Source organism: Sphingomonas sp. Ant20 (genome assembly GCF_000783375.1).
GTDB lineage: Bacteria > Pseudomonadota > Alphaproteobacteria > Sphingomonadales > Sphingomonadaceae > Sphingomonas > Sphingomonas aerolata.
The window spans coordinates 47752-68434 of record NZ_JRVI01000003.1 but is presented as its reverse complement, the minus strand read 5'-3'; the positions used below and the strand labels follow the sequence as shown (position 1 = coordinate 68434).

The 20683-nt window shown below is 63.8% G+C and carries 26 protein-coding genes; 18 read left to right on the top strand and 8 right to left on the bottom strand.

Translation table 11 applies throughout. The features are described 5' to 3' along the window. The first annotated feature begins 7 nt into the window (after window positions 1-7). From pstC to NI18_RS01075, 7 genes are all read left to right on the top strand, one after another. Window positions 8-1384 carry a phosphate ABC transporter permease subunit PstC gene (gene pstC / locus NI18_RS01105; RefSeq protein WP_031395857.1) on the top strand — a complete coding sequence of 459 codons (1377 nt, stop codon included), beginning with the start codon at window positions 8-10 and terminating at the stop codon, window positions 1382-1384. Window positions 1385-1472: 88 nt separating this feature from the next. Continuing rightward, window positions 1473-2687 carry a phosphate ABC transporter permease PstA gene (gene pstA, locus NI18_RS01100; RefSeq protein WP_192008530.1) on the top strand — a complete coding sequence of 405 codons (1215 nt, stop codon included), beginning with the start codon at window positions 1473-1475 and terminating at the stop codon, window positions 2685-2687. Next, the gene (gene pstB / locus NI18_RS01095) at window positions 2687-3448 is read left to right on the top strand and encodes a phosphate ABC transporter ATP-binding protein PstB (RefSeq protein ID WP_031395855.1); all 762 of its coding nucleotides are present in this window, start codon (window positions 2687-2689) and stop codon (window positions 3446-3448) included. The genes pstA and pstB overlap by 1 nt, the downstream gene beginning before the upstream one ends. Before the next feature lie 14 nt (window positions 3449-3462). Continuing rightward, complete coding sequence (phoU, locus tag NI18_RS01090) at window positions 3463-4146, top strand: phosphate signaling complex protein PhoU (RefSeq protein WP_031395854.1); 684 nt, start codon at window positions 3463-3465, stop codon at window positions 4144-4146. A gap of 5 nt (window positions 4147-4151) precedes the next feature. Then, the gene (gene phoB / locus NI18_RS01085) at window positions 4152-4844 is read left to right on the top strand and encodes a phosphate regulon transcriptional regulator PhoB (RefSeq protein ID WP_031395853.1); all 693 of its coding nucleotides are present in this window, start codon (window positions 4152-4154) and stop codon (window positions 4842-4844) included. A 156-nt stretch (window positions 4845-5000) separates the two neighbouring features. After that, entirely contained in the window at window positions 5001-5369 is a 369-nt protein-coding gene (locus NI18_RS01080; protein ID WP_031395852.1) for a hypothetical protein, read from the top strand. 102 nt (window positions 5370-5471) lie between these two features. After that, window positions 5472-6386 (top strand): SDR family NAD(P)-dependent oxidoreductase, encoded by a 915-nt coding sequence (locus NI18_RS01075; protein ID WP_052148898.1) that lies wholly within the window; start codon window positions 5472-5474, stop codon window positions 6384-6386. A gap of 44 nt (window positions 6387-6430) precedes the next feature. On the opposite strand, the gene NI18_RS01070 is transcribed toward NI18_RS01075, so the two are convergent. Both NI18_RS01070 and epsC read right to left on the bottom strand, forming a co-directional pair. Then, a complete protein-coding gene (locus tag NI18_RS01070) occupies window positions 6431-6775 on the bottom strand; it encodes a DUF2794 domain-containing protein (protein WP_031395850.1) in 345 nt (114 codons plus the stop codon). A gap of 9 nt (window positions 6776-6784) precedes the next feature. Further along, complete coding sequence (gene epsC / locus NI18_RS01065; RefSeq protein ID WP_037527486.1) at window positions 6785-7516, bottom strand: serine O-acetyltransferase EpsC; 732 nt, start codon at window positions 7514-7516, stop codon at window positions 6785-6787. A 150-nt stretch (window positions 7517-7666) separates the two neighbouring features. On the opposite strand from epsC, the gene NI18_RS01060 reads away from it, so the two are divergent. The 3 genes from NI18_RS01060 to NI18_RS01050 all read left to right on the top strand — a co-directional run bounded on the left by NI18_RS01060 (window position 7667) and on the right by NI18_RS01050 (window position 10133). Then, window positions 7667-8584, top strand: a complete 918-nt coding sequence (locus tag NI18_RS01060; protein WP_031441633.1) for a LysR substrate-binding domain-containing protein — start codon at window positions 7667-7669, stop codon at window positions 8582-8584. A gap of 86 nt (window positions 8585-8670) precedes the next feature. Then, complete coding sequence (locus tag NI18_RS01055) at window positions 8671-9318, top strand: fasciclin domain-containing protein (protein ID WP_031395847.1); 648 nt, start codon at window positions 8671-8673, stop codon at window positions 9316-9318. 146 nt (window positions 9319-9464) lie between these two features. Then, window positions 9465-10133, top strand: a complete 669-nt coding sequence (locus NI18_RS01050) for a fasciclin domain-containing protein (RefSeq protein WP_037527452.1) — start codon at window positions 9465-9467, stop codon at window positions 10131-10133. A 6-nt stretch (window positions 10134-10139) separates the two neighbouring features. On the opposite strand, the gene NI18_RS01045 is transcribed toward NI18_RS01050, so the two are convergent. From NI18_RS01045 to pgsA, 3 genes are read right to left on the bottom strand one after another with little or no spacing between them, the layout of a single operon-like run. Further along, the gene (locus NI18_RS01045; RefSeq protein ID WP_037527450.1) at window positions 10140-10589 is read right to left on the bottom strand and encodes a molybdenum cofactor biosynthesis protein MoaE; all 450 of its coding nucleotides are present in this window, start codon (window positions 10587-10589) and stop codon (window positions 10140-10142) included. Continuing rightward, window positions 10586-10843, bottom strand: coding sequence for a molybdopterin converting factor subunit 1 (gene moaD / locus NI18_RS01040; protein WP_031395844.1), 258 nt, complete (start codon window positions 10841-10843; stop codon window positions 10586-10588). The genes NI18_RS01045 and moaD overlap by 4 nt, the downstream gene beginning before the upstream one ends. A gap of 4 nt (window positions 10844-10847) precedes the next feature. Next, window positions 10848-11399 carry a CDP-diacylglycerol--glycerol-3-phosphate 3-phosphatidyltransferase gene (gene pgsA, locus NI18_RS01035; protein ID WP_031395843.1) on the bottom strand — a complete coding sequence of 184 codons (552 nt, stop codon included), beginning with the start codon at window positions 11397-11399 and terminating at the stop codon, window positions 10848-10850. A gap of 223 nt (window positions 11400-11622) precedes the next feature. On the opposite strand from pgsA, the gene NI18_RS01030 reads away from it, so the two are divergent. Further along, a complete protein-coding gene (locus NI18_RS01030; RefSeq protein WP_052148897.1) occupies window positions 11623-12954 on the top strand; it encodes an MFS transporter in 1332 nt (443 codons plus the stop codon). On the opposite strand, the gene NI18_RS25410 is transcribed toward NI18_RS01030, so the two are convergent. After that, complete coding sequence (locus NI18_RS25410; RefSeq protein WP_192008475.1) at window positions 12944-13111, bottom strand: hypothetical protein; 168 nt, start codon at window positions 13109-13111, stop codon at window positions 12944-12946. The genes NI18_RS01030 and NI18_RS25410 overlap by 11 nt on opposite strands. 96 nt (window positions 13112-13207) lie before the next feature. Here NI18_RS25410 and NI18_RS01025 point away from each other — a divergent pair, with 96 nt between their 5' ends. The 3 genes from NI18_RS01025 to NI18_RS21925 all read left to right on the top strand — a co-directional run bounded on the left by NI18_RS01025 (window position 13208) and on the right by NI18_RS21925 (window position 15245). Then, window positions 13208-13891 carry a peptidylprolyl isomerase gene (locus NI18_RS01025; RefSeq protein WP_037527447.1) on the top strand — a complete coding sequence of 228 codons (684 nt, stop codon included), beginning with the start codon at window positions 13208-13210 and terminating at the stop codon, window positions 13889-13891. Window positions 13892-14031: 140 nt separating this feature from the next. Further along, window positions 14032-15021 carry a methyl-accepting chemotaxis protein gene (locus tag NI18_RS21930; RefSeq protein WP_198526917.1) on the top strand — a complete coding sequence of 330 codons (990 nt, stop codon included), beginning with the start codon at window positions 14032-14034 and terminating at the stop codon, window positions 15019-15021. Beyond that, on the top strand, window positions 15018-15245 hold the full coding sequence (locus NI18_RS21925; RefSeq protein WP_198526916.1) for a hypothetical protein: 228 nt from the start codon (window positions 15018-15020) through the stop codon (window positions 15243-15245). Before NI18_RS21930 ends, NI18_RS21925 begins: the two co-directional genes overlap by 4 nt. A gap of 209 nt (window positions 15246-15454) precedes the next feature. Here the strand turns inward: NI18_RS21925 and NI18_RS01010 are convergent, their stop codons facing one another. Then, the gene (locus NI18_RS01010; RefSeq protein WP_037527445.1) at window positions 15455-15880 is read right to left on the bottom strand and encodes a hypothetical protein; all 426 of its coding nucleotides are present in this window, start codon (window positions 15878-15880) and stop codon (window positions 15455-15457) included. A gap of 648 nt (window positions 15881-16528) precedes the next feature. On the opposite strand from NI18_RS01010, the gene NI18_RS01005 reads away from it, so the two are divergent. From NI18_RS01005 to NI18_RS01000, 3 genes are all read left to right on the top strand, one after another. Further along, window positions 16529-17203 (top strand): recombinase family protein, encoded by a 675-nt coding sequence (locus tag NI18_RS01005; protein ID WP_037527443.1) that lies wholly within the window; start codon window positions 16529-16531, stop codon window positions 17201-17203. A 1064-nt stretch (window positions 17204-18267) separates the two neighbouring features. Further along, window positions 18268-18531 (top strand): hypothetical protein, encoded by a 264-nt coding sequence (locus NI18_RS24020; RefSeq protein ID WP_128082012.1) that lies wholly within the window; start codon window positions 18268-18270, stop codon window positions 18529-18531. Window positions 18532-18559: 28 nt separating this feature from the next. After that, window positions 18560-19072 carry a hypothetical protein gene (locus NI18_RS01000; RefSeq protein WP_037527441.1) on the top strand — a complete coding sequence of 171 codons (513 nt, stop codon included), beginning with the start codon at window positions 18560-18562 and terminating at the stop codon, window positions 19070-19072. Between the two features lie 89 nt (window positions 19073-19161). Here the strand turns inward: NI18_RS01000 and NI18_RS24880 are convergent, their stop codons facing one another. Next, complete coding sequence (locus tag NI18_RS24880) at window positions 19162-19338, bottom strand: hypothetical protein (protein WP_157840463.1); 177 nt, start codon at window positions 19336-19338, stop codon at window positions 19162-19164. 290 nt (window positions 19339-19628) lie between these two features. Between NI18_RS24880 and NI18_RS00995 the strand changes: the two genes are divergently transcribed. Next, on the top strand, window positions 19629-20462 hold the full coding sequence (locus NI18_RS00995) for a hypothetical protein (protein WP_128082011.1): 834 nt from the start codon (window positions 19629-19631) through the stop codon (window positions 20460-20462). Window positions 20463-20683: the final 221 nt, after the last annotated feature.

Here is a 20683-nt window from a genome sequence, read left to right as displayed (position 1 = left end):
CGGCCTGATGTCGGCGCTCGCCCTCTTCTTCCTCGTTCTCGGGCTCGGCCTGATCGCGTGGCTGAGCGCACGAATGCGCGCCGCGCGGTTCCGGGTCGGCAACACCGCGCGGTTCAGCTCGCTGCCCGCGCATCACGGCTGGTATGTCGCGCTGTGGACCGCGATCCCGCCGCTGCTCTTCCTGGTCGGCTGGTCGATGGTCGCACCCGCACTCGTGACCGACACCGTGCTGGCCAGCCCCGCCGCGGTGCAGCTGCCCCCGCCCGGCTTCGACCGTGCCTCGATCCTGTCCGAGGCGCGCAGCCTGGCGGAGGGACGAAGCTTCGGCGCGTTCCACGAGCTCGCGCGCGTCCTGTCGCCGGTCTATGCCGCCGCGCAGTCGCGCTACGACTGGATCGCGACCGCGCTCGCGCTGTTGCTCACCTTTGCCGGCGGTGCGTTCGCGTTCCTGCGCGTGCGGCCGGGCTTCGGCGCGCGGACGCGGGTCGAGCGGATCGTGATGATCCTGCTGCTCGGCGCGTCGCTGATCGCGATCCTGACCACGGTCGGCATCGTCGCCTCGCTGCTCTACGAATCCGCGCGCTTCTTCTCGATCGTGCCGATCACCGACTTCCTGTTCGGCACGCACTGGAGCCCGCAGGTCGTCGACGCGCGCGATCCCGGCGCATCGCTCGGCGCGGTGCCGCTGTTCTGGGGGACGTTCTTCATCGGCGCGGTGATCGCGATGATCGTCGCGATCCCGTTCGGGCTGATGAGCGCGATCTACCTCACGCAATATGCCGCCCCGACCACGCGCAAATGGATGAAGCCGATCCTCGAGGTGCTCGCGGGTGTGCCGACCGTCGTCTACGGCTATTTCGCCGCGCTGACGGTGGCGCCGGCGGTGCGCGATTTCGCGGTGTGGATCGGGATCAGCTGGGCCTCGTCGGAGAGCGCGCTCGCCGCCGGGCTCGTGATGGGGATCATGATCATCCCGTTCGTGTCGTCGATGGCCGATGATTCGATCGCCGCGGTCCCCTCGTCGATGCGCGACGGCAGCCTGGCGATGGGTGCAACCTCGTCCGAGACGATCCGCCGCGTACTGCTCCCCGCCGCGCTGCCCGGCGTGGTCGGCGGCGTCCTCCTCGCGGTCAGCCGCGCGATCGGTGAGACGATGATCGTCGTGATGGCCGCGAGCGGTGTCGCGACGCTGACGCTCAACCCGTTCGCCAGCACGACGACGGTCACCAAGCAGATCGTCGACCTGCTGACCGGCGAGGCCGAGTTCGACAGCGCCAAGACGCTCGCCGCCTTCGCGCTGGGGCTGACCCTGTTCGTCGTCACCCTGCTCCTCAACATCGTCGCGCTGACGGTCGTGAAACGGTACCGCGAAGCCTATGAATAGCGTCACCCCCTTCATCGGTACGCCAGACGCTACGGCCTCGGCGAAGCCCGCCACGGCGCGCGTGCCGACCGACTGGACCACGAAGGCGATGCAGAGCCGCATCCGCCGCCGCTATGCCGCCGAGCGCCGGTTCCGCCTCGCCGGGCTGGCCGCGGTCTGGCTCTCCGCGGGCTTCCTCGCCTTCCTGCTGTCGTCGATGCTGTGGCAGGGCGCGAGCGGGTTCGTCGAGACGCGCGTCGCGCTGCCGATCGATTTCGCCACCGCCGCGCTGCCGATCGAACCCGCACGGCTGACAAGCCGCGGCGCCGATCTCGCGCTCGCCAGCGCCGGTCTCGAGGGTGCGGTCGACAGCGCGGCGACGCGCGCGTTCGGCAAGGATGGCGAAGGCCTGTTGTCGGACGGCGCGTGGGTGACGGTACGCGATGCGCTCAAGGCTGATCCCGGTCTGCTTTCGCGCAAGACGGTGATCGCGGTGCCCGTCGCCAGCCCGGTCGACATGGCCGCCAAGGGCGATGGCCCGCCCGAAGCGGAGGCGGTCGTCGCCCGGCTCAAGGCGCGCGGCGTGCTGACGCGCGGGCTGAGCATGACGTTCCTGACCACCGCCGATTCGACCGATGCGACGCGCGTCGGCATCTGGGGGGCGTTCAAGGGCTCGCTGCTGACGATGATCGTCACGCTGCTGCTCGCCTTCCCGATCGGTGTCCTGTCCGCGCTGTATCTCGAGGAATATGCCCCGAAGAACCGCTGGACCGACCTGATCGAGGTGTCGATCAACAACCTTGCCGCGGTGCCCTCGATCATCTTCGGGCTGCTCGGGCTCGCGGTGTTCCTTGGCACCTTCGGCATGCCGCGATCGGCGCCGCTGGTCGGCGGGCTGACGCTCGCGCTGATGACGATGCCGGTGATCGTGATCGCCGGGCGCAACGCGATCAAGGCGGTGCCGCCATCGATCCGCGACGCAGCGCTCGGGATCGGCGCGTCGCCGGTGCAGGTCGTGTTCCACCATGTCCTGCCGCTCGCGCTGCCCGGCATCCTCACCGGCACGATCATCGGCATGGCGCGCGCACTCGGCGAAACAGCACCGCTGCTGATGATCGGCATGCGTGCGTTCATCGCCGCGCCGCCATCGGGACTGCGCGATCCCGCGACAGTACTACCCGTCCAGATCTTCCTCTGGTCCGACCAGGTCAGCCGCGGCTTCATCGAGAAGACCTCGGCCGCGATCATCGTCCTGCTCGTCTTCCTGCTCGCGATGAACGGCGTCGCGATCTACCTCCGCAACAAATTCGAGACCCGCTGGTGATGACCAACCACAAGATGACCGCGCGCGACGTCAGCGTCTATTACGGGCAGAAACGCGCGATCGACAATGTGTCGATCGACGTCGACATGGACAATGTCACCGCGTTCATCGGCCCGTCGGGCTGCGGCAAGTCGACCTTCCTGCGCACGCTCAACCGCATGAACGACACCGTCGCCAGCGCGCGGGTCGAGGGGAAGATCGAGCTCGACGGCCACGACATCTATTCCCCCGACATGGACGTGGTCCAGCTGCGCGCACGCGTCGGCATGGTGTTCCAGAAGCCGAACCCCTTCCCCAAGTCGATCTACGAGAACGTCGCCTACGGCCCGCGCATCCACGGGCTCGCGGGTGCCAAGAGTGACCTCGACCAGATCGTCGAGAAGTCGCTGCGGCGTGCGGGTCTCTGGGACGAGGTGAAGGATCGCCTGACCGACAGCGGTACCGCCTTGTCGGGCGGACAGCAGCAGCGGCTGTGCATCGCGCGCGCCATCGCGGTCGATCCCGAGGTGATCCTGATGGACGAGCCGTGCAGCGCGCTCGATCCGATCGCGACCGCCAAGATCGAGGAGCTGATCCACGAGCTGCGCGGCCGCTATGCGATCGTGATCGTCACGCACAACATGCAGCAGGCGGCCCGCGTCAGCCAGCGCACCGCCTTCTTCCACCTCGGCACCTTGGTCGAATATGGCGACACCTCCGCCATCTTCACCAATCCGCGCGAGGAACGCACCAAGGATTACATCACCGGCCGCTACGGCTGATGGGGACGGGATCGATGAACACGCACACCGTAAAGGTCTTCGACGACGAGATCGGCCGCCTGCGCGGCCTCATCTCGCAGATGGGTGGCCTCGCCGAGGACGCGATCGCCAATGCGATGAAGGCGCTCCAGCGCAACGACGTCGCGCTCGCACGCGAGGTCCGCGCGGCGGACAAGCAGATCGACGCGATCGAGGCGGAGGTCGAGCGGCTGGCGGTGCAGATCATCGCACTGCGCGCACCGATGGCGATCGACCTGCGCGAGGTCGTCGCCGCGCTGAAGATCGCGGGCGTCGTCGAGCGGATCGGCGATTATGCCAAGAACATCGCCAAGCGCGTGCCGATGATCGAAAGCGAGCACCGGATCGACCCGATCTCGATCCTGCCCGCCATGGGCCGGATGGCGAGCGAGATGGTCCATGACGTGCTCGACGCCTTTGCCGCACGCGATTTCGAGGCGGCGATGCTCGTCGTCGAAAGCGACGCCGCGCTCGACGATTTCTACGACAGCATCTTTCGCACGCTGGTGACCTACATGGTCGAAAATCCCAAGACGATCAGCCAGGTCGCGCACCTGCTGTTCGTCGCGAAGAATCTCGAACGGATCGGCGACCACGCGACCAACGTCGCCGAGATGGTCTATTTTGCCGCGACCGGCACCCAGATGGCCGACCGCGACCGCGGCGGCATACAGGAGTAATCGACATGGCCCGTGCAAGGATGCTGCTGGTCGAGGACGACGCGGCGCTCGCCGAACTGCTGGTCTGGCATTTCAAGCGCGAGGATTTCGAGATCGCGCACACCCCCGATGGCGAAGAGGCGCTGCTCCTCGCGCGTGAGAAGGTGCCCGACATCGTCCTGCTCGACTGGATGGTCGAAGGCCTGTCGGGGATCGAGGTGTGCCGCCGCCTGCGTCGCGCGCCCGAGACGCAGAACGTGCCGATCATCATGCTGACCGCGCGTGGGGAAGAGGAAGACCGTGTCCGCGGGCTCGAGACCGGCGCCGACGATTACGTCACCAAGCCCTTCTCGCCGCGCGAGCTGGTCGCGCGCGTCGGCGCGGTGCTGCGCCGCGTCCGCCCCGCGCTTGCCGGCGAAGCGCTGAGCTATGCCGACATCGAGATGGACACGGTCGGCCACAAGGTCCGCCGCTCGGGCGAGGTTGTCGCACTCGGGCCGACCGAGTTCCGGCTGCTCAAGCATTTCCTCGAACATCCCGGCTGGGTCTTCTCGCGCGAACGGCTGCTCGATGCGGTGTGGGGCCATGATTCGGACATCGAATCGCGCACCGTCGACGTGCATATCCGGCGGCTGCGGAAAGCGATCAACACCGGCGAACGTCCCGATATCATCCGGACGGTGCGCTCGGCTGGCTATTCGCTTGATACTGGCGGGTGAAAGTCGGGGTCCCGCAAGCGGTCGCCGACCGCGTCATTAGTGCAGGACCAAGACAAGCCGGTTAGAATCGGACGCGAAACGAAGGACCCAAGCGGGTTTTAGTGCGTTCAACCGTGGCGCTAACGAATTTGCGCTCCAAGTTTTCAGGAGATTCGCATGAAGTCCATTCTTCTCGCCGCTGCAGCGTTGCTCGCCTCGCCCGTGCTCGCGCAGACCGCGCCGCAGACGATGCCGCCAGCAGACCCAGCCGCCCAGACCGCGCCCGCCGATCCGGCAATGGCACCGCCAGCCGCAGATCCCGCCGCTCCCGCCGATCCGGCGATGGCAGCCGATCCTGCAGCCCCTGCCGATCCAGCGATGGCACCGCCGCCGCCCGCAGCGCCCCAGGCCCCGATGGCTGCACCCGGTGGTGCGAACATCGTCTTCGGTCAGCCGACGGTGACGCCGCCGACCCCGGCTCCTGCCGAGTATCCAACCTGCTCGCGCACCGTCAAGGATGGCTGCAAGAACCGCGGCGGTAAGTAAGCGATTCGCATCGGTGCGAGCCGTGGCTAACGCCGCGGCTTGCGCCGACTGCTTTACGTTCTAGGAAAGGCGCTCCACGATAAGAGAGGGGCGCCTTTTTCCATGTCCGACAGCTTTGGATCCTTCGGTTTTGCTGGCCGCGTTGCGATCGTCACCGGCGCAGGCGGCGGGCTCGGCCGCGAATATGCGCTCGAGCTCGCCCGGCGCGGTGCAAAGGTTGTCGTCAACGATCTGGGCGCCTCGCGCGACGGTACGGGACAGTCTGACGCAGCGCTGAAGGTCGTCGAGAAGATCGAGGGCGCGGGCGGCGAGGCAATCGCCAACGGGGGCAGCGTCACCGACTATGACCAGATGGTCGAGATGGTGGCGCGTGCGTCCGAAAAATGGGGCGGCGTCCATATCCTCATCAACAATGCCGGCGTGCTGCGCGACAAAAGCTTCGCCAAGATGGACCCCGCCGATTTCGCCTTCGTCGTCGACGTCCATCTGAACGGATCGGCCAACGCGACCAAGGCGGTCTGGGACGGGATGCGCGCGCAGAATTACGGTCGCATCCTGATGACCGCGTCGTCGACCGGACTGTACGGCAATTTCGGCCAGGCCAATTACGGCGCCGCCAAGCTCGGGCTTGCCGGCCTGACCAAGACGCTCGCGATCGAAGGGGCGAAGAACAACATCCGCGTCAACACGATCGCGCCGACCGCAGGCACGCGGATGACGCAGGACATCTTTCCCGAAGAGGCGTTCAAGGCCTTCTCCCCCGACAAGGTCGCGCCGGGCGCGGTCTTCCTGGTGTCGGAGGATGCCCCGACCAACATGATCCTCGGCGCCGGCGCGGGCGTGTTCCAAGCCGCCTATGTCACGCTGACGCCGGGCGCGTCGCTGTCGGGCGACGATCTGTCGGTCGAAGGGGTGGCCGCCAACTGGGCGGCGATCACCGACCGCAACGGCGAGATCGTTCCGCAATCGGGCGCCGACCAGGCGATGACGATCTTGGCGAAGCTCCAGCGCGGCTGACCACCGCGGAAGCTCCAGCGCGGCTGACCACCGCGCCGGCGGGCTCAGCTTTCGACGAGCTTCATCAGCCGTCGTTCGACCGGGGCGAGGATCGGGCCGAGGTCATGGCCCCGCTTGATCACCGCCCCGCCTTCGCCGACCAAGGCCCACATGCCCTGGCGGTTGCGAAGCGCGGGGCGTTTCTCGATCCGGAATTCGGGGCGCTCGGCCGCGCGGCGGAAACAGGCGAACACCGCTGCCTCGCGGCCGAGATCGATTGCATAGTCCCGCCAATGCCCCGCCGCGACCATGCGTCCGTAGAGGTCGAGGATCCGCATCAGTTCGAGCCGATCGAAGCCGATCTGGGTGGGGGCGGTATTGCGGGTCGGGAAGGGCGTGACGTTGTTCATCAGGACGGATCAGGCCCGATCGCGCAGATCCTGTTCGACCGGGCCGCGGCGGAGCCCGTCGCGATCGGTCGACAGGTCCTGATCGGCGAGCAGCGAATCCAGACGCTTGCGCATCATCTCCAGCTCACAGCGCATGATCTCCATCTTCTGCGTGGCCGGGTCGAAGGCCTCGGTGCACGGCGTGCCATAGGGCACGAAGCGCGGGGCCTCGGGTGCGGCGCCGCCCTCTACCGTCGTCGCGCGCGCCGGGATGCCGACGACGGTCGTGCCCTCGGGGACGTCGCGCGTCACGACCGCATTCGCGCCGACTCGCGAGCGGCGGCCGAGCGTGATCGGCCCGAGAACCTGCGCGCCCGATCCGATGATCGCGCCGTCCGAAATGGTCGGGTGGCGCTTGCCCGCAACGCCATTGTCAGGGCTCGTCCCGCCCAGCGTCACGCATTGATAGATCGTCACGTCGTCGCCGATCAGCGAAGTCTCGCCGATCACGACGAAGCCGTGATCGATGAAAAAATTGCGCCCGATCGTCGCGCCGGGATGGATGTCGATCGCGGTCAGGAAGCGCGACAAATGATTGACGCACCGCGCGAGGAAGAAATTCTGCCCGCTATACAGCCGATGTGCGATGCGGTGCATCCCCAGCGCCCAGACGCCGGGGTAGAGCATGATCTCCGCGCGAGAATGCGGCGCCGGGTCACGCGCCCGGATCGAGTCGAGATAAGCCCCTAACCGGCTGAACATGCGCATTCCCCTTGGCGGTCCGCTCATTTAGGCGTTCACAGGGGCGATTTCCAGCGGGCGGGGGCAACACCGTGGCGGACGCCCGCGCTGACGGTCTCATTATCGACCCGGCATGGACAAACGGGGGTGCACGATCGATATGGGCGATCAATGGCTGCAACCTATCTCCCCACGCTCAAGCAACTCCAATATCTCGTCGCATTGAAGGATCATGGCCATTTCGGCCGTGCTGCCGAGGCCTGTTTCGTGACCCAGTCGACGCTGTCGGCAGGGCTGCGCGAGCTCGAGACGCTGATCGGGGTAGTACTCGTCGAGCGAACGCGCCGCGTCGTCCGCTTTACCCCGTTGGGGGATCGGATCGCGGACAAGGCGCGCCGCGTGCTGCGCGAGGCGGAGGAACTGGGCGACATGGCGCGCGCCGCCGGCCGGCCGCTGTCGGGCGACATGCGGATGAGCGTGATCCCGACGATCGCGCCGTTCATGCTCCCGCGCATCCTGCCGCGGCTGCGACGCGACTATCCCGACCTCAAGCTGTTCCTGCGCGAGGAGCCGAGCGGCGCGGCGTGCGAGGGGCTGCACAACGGCCGCACCGACTGCGTATTGCTCGCCCTGCCCTATGCCTGTGGCGAAGTCGCGTTCGAGCCCCTGTTCGACGACCGGCTGTTCGTCGCCTTCCCGACCGAGGACGTGCCCGCGGACCGGACCTCGATCCCCGCCTCCGCCATTCCCGCCTCGGCGATCGACGAGACCCGGCTGTTGCTGCTCGAGGACGGGCATTGCCTGAAGGATCATGCGCTCGCCGCGTGCAACCGCCCCGAAATTCGCGCCGAGGCGACGATGATGGGCACGTCGCTGCACACGATCGTGCAGATGGTCGACAATGGCCTGGGCATCACGATGCTGCCTGAGATGGCGCTGAACGCCGGGATCCTCGAAAATACCGGGATCACGGCGCTGCCGCTCGACGCCGAGAACGCGTTTCGCCGGATCGCGCTGGTATGGCGCAAGGCCTCGCCGCGCGAGAAGGATTTCCAGTTGCTCGCCAAGGCGCTTGCCGACGCGCGCTGACCGGCCGCGCTGGCCCGCACTGCAACAATTTCCGGGCTCAACCGTAGTTGCGGTTCGCAAGCGCCCGTTTGAGGAGACAGATTTCGATGTCGAACATGCGCCCCCTGTATATTGGCCTGGGTACCACGGGTCTCGTCGCGCTCGCGCTCGCCGCGTGCAGCAGCGGCAACAGCGACCTCGGCACGCCGACTGCGCCGCCCCCCGCCAACCCCGCACTGTCGACGCCCAACGGGCCGATCGCCGTTGCCAACCCGACCGTCGGCGGCGTGCCGATGATCGCGACGCGGACGATCGTCGACAATGCCTCCGCCGCACCCAATCTCGCGACGCTGGTCACCGCGCTGAAGGCTGCGGACCTTACCGCGACGCTGTCCGGGACCGGGCCGTTCACCGTTTTCGCACCGACCGACGCCGCGTTCGGCCGGCTCGCGCCCGGCATGGTCCAGACCTTGCTCAAGCCCGAGAACAAGGCATCGCTGGCGAAAGTGCTGACCTATCACGTCGTGCCCGGCGACATCACCGCTGCCGACTTGAAGGCGCGTGTCGCGGCGGGTGGCGGCACTGCCGCACTGACGACTGTCGAAGGTGATGCAATCACGGTGACCCTCGTCGGAGATATCATTGCACTCACCGACGTCAACGGTAACAAAAGTTATATCGAGACCGCCGATGTGCGTCAGTCGAATGGCATAGTCCATGTCGTCAACGGGGTAATCGTACCCCGCTTGTCTTGAGCGAGCTGTGATAGCGCGCTGACACTTCGTCGCGTCAACGGCGCACTTGGTCCTGTTGGCGCGACCGTAACTTGGCAAACCGCCGCGTGACTCCATACGTTCTATCGCAGAATTTATTGCACGATTGTTTCAGCCAGGAGAAATCCATGATCACCAAGACCCCTCTCGTCCTTGCCGCAGCGCTTTTCGCGGCTGCACCGGCAATCGCACAGACCGCGCCGAGCGGCACGACGCCCGCACAGACCGCGCCAACTGGCACGGCGCCCGCACAGGCCCCAATGCAGGCCCCTGCACAGGCCGGTACCGCCGCGCCGATGACCGGCGCTCCAGCAGCACCCGCCGCAGCACAGCCTGCAGCGACCGCGACGATCGCGGCAGCGCTGCCGACGCTCCCAAATCGCGCGACGCTCACCAAGCTGGTGACTGCGGCCGGCCTCGGCACGACGCTTGCGGGCCCCGGTCCCTTTACCGTTTTCGCACCGAGCGATGAGGCGTTCACGCGGCTTCCCGCCGGCGCACTCGACACGCTGATGAAGCCGGAGGCGAAGCCCACGCTGGCGACGATCCTGAAGTATCACGTCGTCGCAGGCGCCGTGACGTCGGATCAGCTGAAGGCGCAGATCACGTCGGGTGGCGGCAAGGCCGTCCTCACGACGCTGGCCGGCCAGCCGCTGACGGCATCGGTGGGTCCGAACGGCAATATCGAACTGACGGACGTTGCTGGCAGCAAGGCCTATGTCGACACGGCAGATGTCAAGGCGACCAACGGTGTCGTCCATCTCACCAACGGCATGAGCGTTCCCAAGATCGGCTAACGCCGTCTATGAGGTCCAGCGCGCGGCGGCGTCCTTGTCGGCGTCGCGCGCTTCGACCCAGCTGGTCTGTGTGCCGCGGGTCTCGCGTTTCCAGAACGGCGCATCGGTCTTCAACCGATCGATCAGATAGGCACAGGCCTCGAGCGACGCAGCGCGGTGTGCGGACGCCGCCGCCACGAAGACGATCCGTTCACCCGGATGCATCGGCCCGACCCGGTGGACGATCGTCACCGCACTCAGCCCCCAACGCTCGATGGCACCCGTCGCCACCTTGGTGAGCGCAGCCTCGGTCGCACCGGGATAATGTTCCAGTTCGAGCGTCTCGACGCCGTCATCTGCGCGCACGAGACCAGTGAACGTCGCCACCGCGCCCGCGCCGCGTTCGCCGGCAGTTTCGGCCTGAGTGATCTCCGCCTGCACATCGATCGGCGCGGTCTGGACGATGATCCGGATCATCCGCCCGTCACCGGAGGGAAGAGTGCGATCTCGCGCGCGCCGGCGATCGGGGTATCGATCGGCACGAACGCCTGATCAAGGGCGGCGCGCAGCCGGGCGGGATCGGCAAAGGCGGCGGCATGGCCCGGGCTGGACAGCGCGAGCCAGTCGACCAGTTCGGCGATCGTGGTCACCGATGCGGGCGGATCGACGCGCTCCTCGCCCGTCCCGATCCGTTCGCGGACCCACGCAAAATACACCATCGTCACCGTCATGCGCTCAATCCATATGCTTCAGGCCGACGCGCAGATAATCCCAGCCCGTCACCAGCGTCAGGACCGCAGCCCCCCAGAGCGCGGCGAGGCCGACGCCGTGCACCCATGGCATGTCGGGCAGCGCGCCCGCGAGGATCAGTCCGCCCAGCGCGACCAGCTGCAGCGTCGTCTTCCATTTCGCGAGCTGCGAGACGGGCACGGACACCTGCACCTGCGCCAGGAATTCGCGCAAGCCCGACACCGCGATCTCGCGGAGCAGGATGACGAGCGCGGCGATCACATGGACGCCCGCAATATCGCGCGTGCCGACCAGGATCAGGATGACCGCGGCGACCATGATCTTGTCCGCGATCGGATCGAGGAAGATCCCGAGGCGCGACACCGCACCGTTCGACCGCGCGAGATAGCCGTCGAAATAATCGGTGATGCCCATCAGGCAGTAGAGCGCGAAGGCGATGCCGTAGCCGGCCGCCCAGCCGGGCCACCACAGAAAGCCGACGAGAAGGGGTACCGCGACAATGCGCGACAGCGTCAGAAGGTTGGGCAGGGTCCACACCCCGCCTTCCCTACTCCGGTCATGCCCTTGGCGAAACCGGGTTTTACCGATCGGTGCCGACTAATGTGCGGCAAGCGCGGACACCGGACCGTGGCGCGAGGCCTCGTCCGGATCCCGTACGCGGACACCCGGCCGACGCGGGCGGCGCTAAACCATTGGCCTACCGCCCCCGCTGGGCTAAGGCCGCGGCAGTCTTATTGCCACGATCAGGGCCTTTTCTCGCATGCGCAACGCACTCGGGTTGCTGAAGCAACGACGCTTCCTGCCCCTGTTCACGACACAGTTTCTGGGCGCCTTCAACGACAATCTGTTCAAGACGTCGATGGTGTTGTTCGCGACCTATGCGATCTTCAACGATCCGCGGATGGAGGCGAATTTCAACGCACTCGCCACCGGAATTGCGATCATCCCCTTCTTCCTGCTCTCGGCACTCGCCGGGCAGCTTGCGGACAGCCATGACAAGGCGCGGATCATCCGGCTCGTGAAGAGCGCGGAGATCGGCATCATGGCGCTCGGCGCGGCGGGGCTGATGGTGGCGCGCAGCGGCCATTCGACGATCGGCCTTGGGCTGATGCTCGGGGCGGTACTGTGCCTGGGGGTGCATTCGACGTTCTTCGGGCCGATCAAATACGCGATCCTGCCGCAGCATCTGCCGCCATGCGACGTGCTCGGCGGCACCGGGCTGGTCGAGGCCGGTACCTATCTGGCGATCCTGATGGGGACGATCACCGCCGGGTTCATGACCGATCATATCGAACGCGCGGCGATCGCGGTGCTGGCGATCGCGGTGATCGGCTGGTTCGCGGGTCGCCAGGTGCCGCCGGCGCCACGCGAAGGCCCACCCCTGGTGCTCAACTACAACCCGTTCACCGCGTCGTGGCGGCTGATCAGCGCGACGATGCACATCCCGCGGCTGTTCCTGGCGATCTGCGCGATCAGCTTCTTCTGGACGATCGGGGCGGTGCTGATCGTGATCTTCCCGCCGCTGGTCAAGAACGTGCTGACAGCGGACGAGCGGGTCGCGAGCTTCGTGATCGCAGTGTTCTCGATCGGCGTCGCGATCGGTTCGGTGGTGATCAACACGATGCTCAAGGGCCGGATCTCGGCGCGCTACGCACCCGCCTCGGTGATCGCGATGGGCGTGTTCGTCCTTATCTTCTCGGTCCTGGTGCGGACCTGGACCCCGGCAGCGCCGGGCCATTTCTACGACTGGGCCGGATTCCTCGCACAGCCGCGCGCCTGGCCGGTGCTCGGCACGCTGATGATGATCGCGATCACCGGCGGCATGTTCGTCGTCCCGCTCTACGCGTTCCTGACGACGACGGTCGAAAAGGATCAGACCGCGCGGACGGTGGCGGCGAACAACGTTGTCAATTCGGGCGCGATGACGATCGGGTCGATCGCGGTCATCGGCATCACGATGGCGGGCGTGACACCCGAGGATCTGCTGTTCCTGGTCGCCGGCATGTGCCTGGTATCTGCCTGGATCGCGCAGAAGCTGCACCGCGCCTGTGACGACGATGCCGAAACCTGCCTGCCCGTGATCAGAAAATGAAGCTGTAGAAGCAGGTGAAGAAGGCCGCGAAGCTCAGCACGAACAGCTTGACGTCCTGATCGTCGCGCCCGCCCGGCGCTGCGATCGCGGGCGGGGGCAGCGTCCGTCGAAACGGGTGGCGCGCGGCTTCGTTGGTCAGGACTAGGCGTCGGGTCATGGCGACCGGTTAACGCGGTGTTTACCTTTTCGACCAGCGACAAAATCGTCCCATTTTAACCCGTCCGCGAATGGGACAGAATTCAGGAGTTTCGACATGCTGCGATACGCCGTCCTCGCCACCCTGCTGGGCAGCACCCCGCTTGCCGCGCAAGAGGTGCCATCAGTGCCAGCGCCTGCCATCACGCCAGCCACCGGGCCCGCAGATGCGTCGCCACCGGTGCCCGTTGCGACGCCGCGCCCCGCGACCATCGGCGTGACCCTGACCACCAGCCTCGGCCCGATCGTGCTCGAGCTCGAGAAAGAGCGCGCTCCGATCACCACCGCGAATTTCCTGCGCTATGTCGACGCGCGCAAGCTCGACGGCACGACCTTCTATCGCGCACTGCGGCTGGGGCCAGATACGGGACTGATCCAGGGCGGGATCGAGGGCGATCCCAAGCGGGCCTTCCCGCCGATCGCGCACGAGCCGACCAGCAAGACCGGCGTGCTCCACACCGACGGCACGATTTCGCTCGCACGGCTGGCGCCGGGGACCGGCCGCGCCGACGTCTTCATCACTGTCGGCGCGATCCCCTTCCTCGACGCGCATCCCGAGAAGCCGGGCGACAATACGGGCTTTGCCGCCTTTGGCCACGTTGTCCAGGGCATGGACATTGTCCGCGGGATCCTCGCCGCGCCCACCTCGCCGACCAAGGGCGAAGGCGTGATGAAGGGCCAGATGATCGCCGCACCGATCCGCATCCTGACCGCCCGGCGGACTCCGCCCGCGACACGGTAACGCCCGTCGTAAAGGGTAACGGATCGGGGTTAAGTAACGGACTTAAAACCATTTTGGGCTAGTCCGCGGTGATGCAGACGCGACATGCCGTAATCCCCCGCCCCTTGCCAGCGGTGGAAGCCGCGCCAGGCACCGGATCGATGCCCCCCGACGTCTTGCTGGCGATCGCGATGACCGCGGTCGCGGACGGCGTCGTGGTCTTCGACCCGGCGGAGCGGATCGCGCTGGTCAATCCACGCGTGGGGGCGCTGTTCCGCTTCGACCCGGACCGCGTCATGATCGGCATGGACATGGCGGACTTTCTCGGAGTCGTCGGCACCGCCGTCGGCTGGTCCGCGGCACGGATCGCGACGGTGGTCGACAATCATCGTCGCTGGCAGGCCCGGCAGGAAAGCGTCGATATCGATCATCATTTCGACGACGGGACGATCCTGCATATCAACTTCGCCCCGCTGCCCGGGCACTGCGCGGTAATCACCTACCGCGACGTCACGGTCGAGCGACGGCTGACCGACGTCGTCGCGGCGCAAGCCGCGCAGGCGGAACGGTTCCGCAAGGAGATCGCGACCGTCGTCACCGAAACCGATGCCGCGGCGGCGGAAGGCCAAGCGATGGGCCGCGCGGGCGAAGCCGAACTCGAACTGATCGTCCGCGATTTGGGCGACGTCGTCGTCGCCGCGCAGCAATCCACCGCCGCGATGCAGGATGCCGCACAGACCTCGGCGATGATGGCGGGCATGATCGACACGGTCGTCGACCAGGTCCGCCACACCAGCAGCGCCGCCAGCGGTGCGATGGCGCATGCGCACGAGACGGTCGCCCTGTCGCAAGGGCTGTCGGACCGTGCCGGATCGATCGGCTCGATCCTCGACATCATCCGCGCGGTCGCCCGGCAGACTAGCCTCGTCGCGCTCAACGCCGCGATCGAGGCGGCGCGCAGCGGAGAGGCCGGGCGCGGCTTCGCAGTGGTCGCAGCCGAGGTGAAGACGCTTGCCACGCAGACGTCCGATGCGGTCGCGCGGATCGAGCCGCAGATCTCGCGATGCAGATCGCGACGCGCGACGTCGTCGCGGCGAATCGCGCGATCGCGCACGACATCGCCGATATCCAGGCTCGCGCGGTCATCGTGACCGACACCGCACATAGTCAGAGCGAGCGCATTCTCGCGATCACCGCCGCGATCGACGAAACCGCGCTCACCGCGCGCGCGACGACCGACAGCGTCGAACATCTCGAAGTCCGAAACCAGCGCTTCATCAGCTTGGCCCGGCGGATCGGCCAGCAGCTCGAATCCGTACACGCACTGACCCATGGTCTCAGCGTCGCCACCGAGACCTTCCAGGCGACCTATTGACGCCCGTCACCGCACAACGGCAGTACGACCCGCTGCGGGGTATCCATCATAAATAAGGGACCGCGACCGCGTCGCGTATCAACGAGAATGGTGGAGCCGAGGGGGATCGGTTAAAATCCCCGTAAGCACTGAAAAACAAAGGATATTTATTTCGGCGTCGGGACCGTTGTATTAGCCCTTTGTACTAGCTGAGGCAAGGGGCTTCCGTGCTATCCCTGCCCTGCCACACCTTTGATAAGCTCGATCATACGTCGCCGCTGTTCGCAGAATATGAGGTACTGCCGCTTATCCGTAGCCGCAGGCCAGATATCGTGGTCCTTCTCGTTCATGGCTAGATACTGAGCATCTGCCTTGTACTCCGCCTCAACATCCGCCTTAAGCTTTTCTGTGACTGGGTAGTCGTACCCAATATGGGCCAAGCTATTTTGCAGCATCTGTATAGCCTGCATATTCATGCCAATCTTGCTCATAGCCATTTTACTGCCTCTTGGCTGAATGACCATTCGCTCTGACATATCGAGTGCTACAATCGCTGCCTCCTTCCGCTCTCTTGCTTGCACCCTTTCGGTTTCAGCCTTCTCTTGGGCAAGGAGCCGAGCAGATATTCCGTCCAACTCAGCAAGTCGCTCTTGCATTGCGATCTCGGCGGATGCTCCGCAAACGGGCCCGTGACATCGCCAGTTTCCGGTAGGGGCTGGACCAATACTTCACCCGGATCATGCTTGTGCTTTCTAGGTCGCACTAATGATCCAAAACTCAATATTATTCCTAAGAGGCCGAATAGCCACGGCATGTAGCCAATGACACCCATACCTTTATGCCAAGCGTCAGATATGTCCCCCCGGCAAATTTATTAGATCTATGCCCTCTTTCACTGCAACTACAGTGAGCAAGATGATCCCCCCAAACTCGCGCTGTAATCCTAGTCATTCCCCAACCCTATCTGAGCGGCACTGTTAGCCGCCACCCCCGAAGATAAGAGAGGGCATTTCACCACGCAGGGCAAGGATAGCGAGCCGCCTACGATCTAAAATTGCTAGAGATTTGCGAGAGGGTCCCTCCGATCAGAGTGAGCGCGGTTTACCCCGTATGCCCGGTCCCAGCCTCAGGCGATTATGACACGCCTAGCGCGACCTGCATTATCGCGCGTGGTTCTCCATCCCTGCATGACGTGTCACTATCGCCAAACGATCCGCTTCCTGCTCTGTCCAGAATAACCTAACGAGCGTTTGACAATTATGGACAGCGGTTCTACCTAGGCTTGGCAACAGGGAAGCCAGCCAATGCGAACCGTCACCTACTACCGTGTCTCAACTGCCAAGCAGGGCCGCAGCGGCTTGGGCCTAGATGCTCAGAAAGCTGCCATCGCCTTGTTCTGTCAGTCGCGGGATTGCCAGCCCCTCGCTGAGTATGTCGAGGTAGAGAGCGGCAAGCGGGATGATCGGCCTGAGCTTATCAAGGCACTGCATCATGCCAAGGTGACAGGGGCTACCCTCGTTATCGCCAAGCTGGACCGACTGAGCCGCAACCTCGCCTTCCTCGCCAAGCTGCAAGATGCGGGGACACGGTTCATCGCTGCCGACATGCCAGAGGCTAACGAGCTTACAATTCACATCATGGCAGCAATGGCCCAGGCCGAACGCAAAGCTATCAGCAAGCGGACGATTGAAGCCCTCGCTGCCGCCAAGGCCAGAGGCACCAAGTTAGGCAATCCAATGGGCGCTAAGGCGTTCGGGGAGAGCAAGGGCAACGGGGCAGCGGTGGAAGCGATCAAGGCCAAGGCTCAGGCGTTCGCTAGTGACGTTGCGCCCATCATTGAGGCTATCAAGGCTGACGGGCATACCAGCCTGAGGGCTATTGCCGGGGAGCTTAATGCTCGCGGGATCATCACAGCCCGAGGCGGCAAGTGGGCGGCTCAGTCCGTTAGCGACGTAATGCGCTGCCATTCCCCAACCTGATACCGAGCAGGCAGCGGGAAGGCCCGCGTATCCGCCGCAGGGGGTCGCTGGACTCGTTTAGTAGGGGTTCGGGTACTCACCCAGCCTGATTGTCAGAATGACTCTGTACGGGGCTTATTCGGCATCGGGCCTTTTTAGTACCGTCTAGAATAGCAAGCATCATTAGCCCATTCGGTCCTATTCAGTACCGTATTGCAACAGAGACAATCGTCTTCGCAATCGGTCCCTTCCAGTACCGTAGTGCAATAGAAAACCATTCATCACCGCCATAGCTAGGAAGCCCTAGGACGCCTGACAGTGCGATAACTGTAGATACCACAGCCCGCGAGGGTTAGCCGTAGGGCGAAGGGGTGTGCCGACTTTAACAGTTTGGCTCACGGTATCGGACGCTAGGCTCTACAAGCGACGTATGATCTAACTCAAGATGATGCTGCTGTATTTGCTGCCCACTGACTGTAGCTGAGACATTCCGTCTCTCCCTATGTAGTCGATTATCCTCATATCCGTCTTACGGGTAGCATCCGGTTTCGGAGGCTTGGGGGGTAGGGGGGACGCTAGGATACAGCTTAATATTCTCTAATCTAAGATGATACCATAGTATTATCTATGATACCCCGGATCAATCTCCGGTACTCTACGGCCCCATTCCGTATTTCTCATACGCATCCTTCAAATAAGCTCAGTAGTCAATATCGAGGCGCCCCTAGTCTTTGTATTTGATAGGCATACGATACGCTGGTTTCCGTCATTGGTTTTCCAGTGATCTGTCATACTGAGTTTATTTGAGGAATGTACGAGCGTTGAACCTTAACAGGTCCGCTTCATGGCAAGCATATTGCGGCGATAGGCTTGCCGCTCCTCTACCTACGCAATACTCATTTATCCAATGACGCCCATCGGCCCTGAGCATTGCCAGCCTGCTAACTGTAGCGTTGCCCCTGTTGGCAGTTAGCAGGCATCCCTTCTCATACCATCGATTTACCCGTTCCCGTTTGCTTATACGCAAGGGGGCTATCTCTCTTTTACATTGGGACAAGTTCCTACACACCATGAAAGGATAAGCCATGAATACCGTCACCGTTAACACCGACCGCATCAATAATAAGCCCGTTGCTGATTACCTCGCATCTACCGACCGCCGTGTAACGATTGGCGTTCGCTTCACATTGGAAGCCCTAGGCATCGAATTGCCTGACTTCCTCTGCCGTAAGCCCGCAGGCCGACCGGGACGGGCCGCTCTGATGGCCGCAGTCGATGCCGATACAGGCACGATCCATACCTACCGCGCCGAGAAGCTACGGGTCGGCCCGTTCGCTCCGCGTCCTTAATCCCCTCAATACATTCCAAGGAAAACCAATGACACAGAACACCACGCTTGCAGATATCGCTAATGAGATTGAAACCCTCAACAGCAATCTGCTTAAGATCAAGGACCTTGTTGCTCTAATCGGCAAGCCCGCAATCCTCAAGGCTGATGAAGTCGCTAAGGCCTTGGAAGATGCAAAGGAACGGTACGCCGAGGCTCTTGCTAATCAGGCAACGGTAGCGCGAGAGGAACGGCTTAAGGCTTTCACCGATATACGCATTGTTGCTACACCCGGTCACAACCTGATGAATACGGCTTTTACGATCCATTATACCCGTAAGGCTTGGGACAATGACGCAAAGGAATCTCTCCCCAAGGTGTTTGAGTGCAGGGGGTTTGCTGGACTGGACGATGCTGCATACGAATATCTCGTAACGGTGAAGCCTGAGGCTATCCCTGCCGAGATTATGAAGCTGGCACCGGGAAACGCACAGGAGGCGTTCGGCCTGTACTTCATCGGTAAACAGCGGGGCTACGTTAAGGGCGCGGCGGTAGCGGCCTAATGTCTAACCTTGATGATCGGGGAACAGGGGATGCGCCAAGGCCATCCCGCCCTGATTATGTCCCCAAGGTAGCTATCGTACCGCAGACCCTAGACGATCTGATGCAGCGAGCAGGGCCATATGCCGATGCCGTCAAAGCCCATCTGGAATGGTCCGCCATTTCCGTTTGGTTGATGAAGACAGACGGCGAGCAGGTTGACGCCGCATCGTTGCCGGTCCGTGTCGCTAACCTCTCCGTCCTCCTGATAAGGGAAGCCGAAGAACATGCCGCAGGATGGCCCCGCCTATCAGGCCCTGCCGTAACTCCTGCAATCTACGGCTATTCCCCGGACAGCCAATGCGAAGCCCGACACTCCGCCGCTCAAGTCCGCTCGATATGGGAAGCTAATGGCCGCCCGTATCTCCGGGCTAGCGATTGCAAGTTCGGCTTCCAGTACCTTGCCGCCTGCATCCGCTCCGGCGTGATCCCTCCCGTCCCGACCATTGGCGACGTGGAGCCAAGCTCCCCTGCCAAACCGGCACCGCCTCACATTCTAAATATGTACAAGGAAAACCAATGACCGCACTAACCCCCCGCCAAGCCATTAAGGTAAAGGCCGCTCTTTCGCTGATTGCAGTACATGGGCACAATCCCCGTACTGTACAGAAGCAAGCTCAGGACGAAATGGCAAAGGGCTATCCCGCCAATGCCGCATACTCTACGGCTCTAAATGCTTTTTCGGCTCGCGTTCCTGCATTGAAGAACACCCTAGAGATTGCTGTCGATCTTATCCACAACAGCGATGATGCTACCGTTTCGATGTATGACAAGGCGCTGACTGCATACAATAATACCGGTGATGAAGGCCATCTTGATAACCTAGCTCCTATGATCCTTGAGGATGCAAAGGCGCTGGCTATCAGTAAGGGCGAAGTCACCGAAGCCGATGCCGCTAACTGGACCGTTGATGATGCTCTAGGCAGCACTGTCGAAGCCTATGCAGAAACGCCTGATGTTCCTGAGGCGTCTTCGATCCCGCCCGGTGAGACTGTCAAAAGCTCATTCGGATTTAATATCCCGAAGCCGAATGCTCCACAGCCCGCCCAGCAGCCCGCTCAGGCGCAACCGACCGGCCCGCAGTGGATCATGGGTCCGACCGGCTACACCCTCGTAGCGAAGGCTCCTACCGGCCCACAGACGGGGCAGAGCATGACCGGCTATGATCCCTACAAGGGCGGACAGGACGTGACCGGCATTCGGGTAGCTCAGACCGGCGACGCAGCCCGTCGTTCGTATGGCACCCCGGTAGGCGATGTTGCCGGTTTCCAGACCGATACGGGATACCGCGTTACCCCGACCGGGGAGCAGGCCCGCCGCGAGGCTGGCGTCCCGCTTGGCTATGATGCCTAATAGACCGGCTAGGAGAGTCGCTGAGAGGCGGTAGCTAATCCGGCCATACAGATACCCGAACGCATTCGATTGATTCCCCAAGGGGCTGATACGGGCGCAATCCGGGTATCTGTATGTTCGGCTCTTTTAGCGCCCGCCTGTCGTGGTTCGATAGCAGATATTACGATCATCATCTTCGACAACAACCCTGATAGTGAGCGGCATGGATATAGTCTTGTCAG

Coding starts and splice junctions, on each gene's coding strand:
- NI18_RS01005 (WP_037527443.1), top strand. CDS start 16,529: ATGCGAACCGTCACCTACTACCGTGTCTCAACTGCCAAGCAGGGCCGC.
- NI18_RS24880 (WP_157840463.1), bottom strand. CDS start 19,338: ATGTTCTTCGGCTTCCCTTATCAGGAGGACGGAGAGGTTAGCGACACG.
- pstB (WP_031395855.1), top strand. CDS start 2,687: ATGACCAACCACAAGATGACCGCGCGCGACGTCAGCGTCTATTACGGG.
- NI18_RS01075 (WP_052148898.1), top strand. CDS start 5,472: ATGTCCGACAGCTTTGGATCCTTCGGTTTTGCTGGCCGCGTTGCGATC.
- phoU (WP_031395854.1), top strand. CDS start 3,463: ATGAACACGCACACCGTAAAGGTCTTCGACGACGAGATCGGCCGCCTG.
- NI18_RS00995 (WP_128082011.1), top strand. CDS start 19,629: ATGACCGCACTAACCCCCCGCCAAGCCATTAAGGTAAAGGCCGCTCTT.
- NI18_RS01070 (WP_031395850.1), bottom strand. CDS start 6,775: ATGAACAACGTCACGCCCTTCCCGACCCGCAATACCGCCCCCACCCAG.
- NI18_RS01055 (WP_031395847.1), top strand. CDS start 8,671: ATGTCGAACATGCGCCCCCTGTATATTGGCCTGGGTACCACGGGTCTC.
- NI18_RS01080 (WP_031395852.1), top strand. CDS start 5,001: ATGAAGTCCATTCTTCTCGCCGCTGCAGCGTTGCTCGCCTCGCCCGTG.
- NI18_RS21930 (WP_198526917.1), top strand. CDS start 14,032: ATGCCCCCCGACGTCTTGCTGGCGATCGCGATGACCGCGGTCGCGGAC.
- NI18_RS01000 (WP_037527441.1), top strand. CDS start 18,560: ATGACACAGAACACCACGCTTGCAGATATCGCTAATGAGATTGAAACC.
- NI18_RS24020 (WP_128082012.1), top strand. CDS start 18,268: ATGAATACCGTCACCGTTAACACCGACCGCATCAATAATAAGCCCGTT.
- epsC (WP_037527486.1), bottom strand. CDS start 7,516: ATGTTCAGCCGGTTAGGGGCTTATCTCGACTCGATCCGGGCGCGTGAC.
- pstA (WP_192008530.1), top strand. CDS start 1,473: ATGCAGAGCCGCATCCGCCGCCGCTATGCCGCCGAGCGCCGGTTCCGC.
- NI18_RS25410 (WP_192008475.1), bottom strand. CDS start 13,111: ATGACCCGACGCCTAGTCCTGACCAACGAAGCCGCGCGCCACCCGTTT.
- NI18_RS01045 (WP_037527450.1), bottom strand. CDS start 10,589: ATGATCCGGATCATCGTCCAGACCGCGCCGATCGATGTGCAGGCGGAG.
- phoB (WP_031395853.1), top strand. CDS start 4,152: ATGGCCCGTGCAAGGATGCTGCTGGTCGAGGACGACGCGGCGCTCGCC.
- pstC (WP_031395857.1), top strand. CDS start 8: ATGTCGGCGCTCGCCCTCTTCTTCCTCGTTCTCGGGCTCGGCCTGATC.
- NI18_RS01030 (WP_052148897.1), top strand. CDS start 11,623: ATGCGCAACGCACTCGGGTTGCTGAAGCAACGACGCTTCCTGCCCCTG.
- NI18_RS01025 (WP_037527447.1), top strand. CDS start 13,208: ATGCTGCGATACGCCGTCCTCGCCACCCTGCTGGGCAGCACCCCGCTT.
- NI18_RS01010 (WP_037527445.1), bottom strand. CDS start 15,880: ATGCAAGAGCGACTTGCTGAGTTGGACGGAATATCTGCTCGGCTCCTT.
- NI18_RS01060 (WP_031441633.1), top strand. CDS start 7,667: ATGGCTGCAACCTATCTCCCCACGCTCAAGCAACTCCAATATCTCGTC.
- moaD (WP_031395844.1), bottom strand. CDS start 10,843: ATGACGGTGACGATGGTGTATTTTGCGTGGGTCCGCGAACGGATCGGG.
- NI18_RS01050 (WP_037527452.1), top strand. CDS start 9,465: ATGATCACCAAGACCCCTCTCGTCCTTGCCGCAGCGCTTTTCGCGGCT.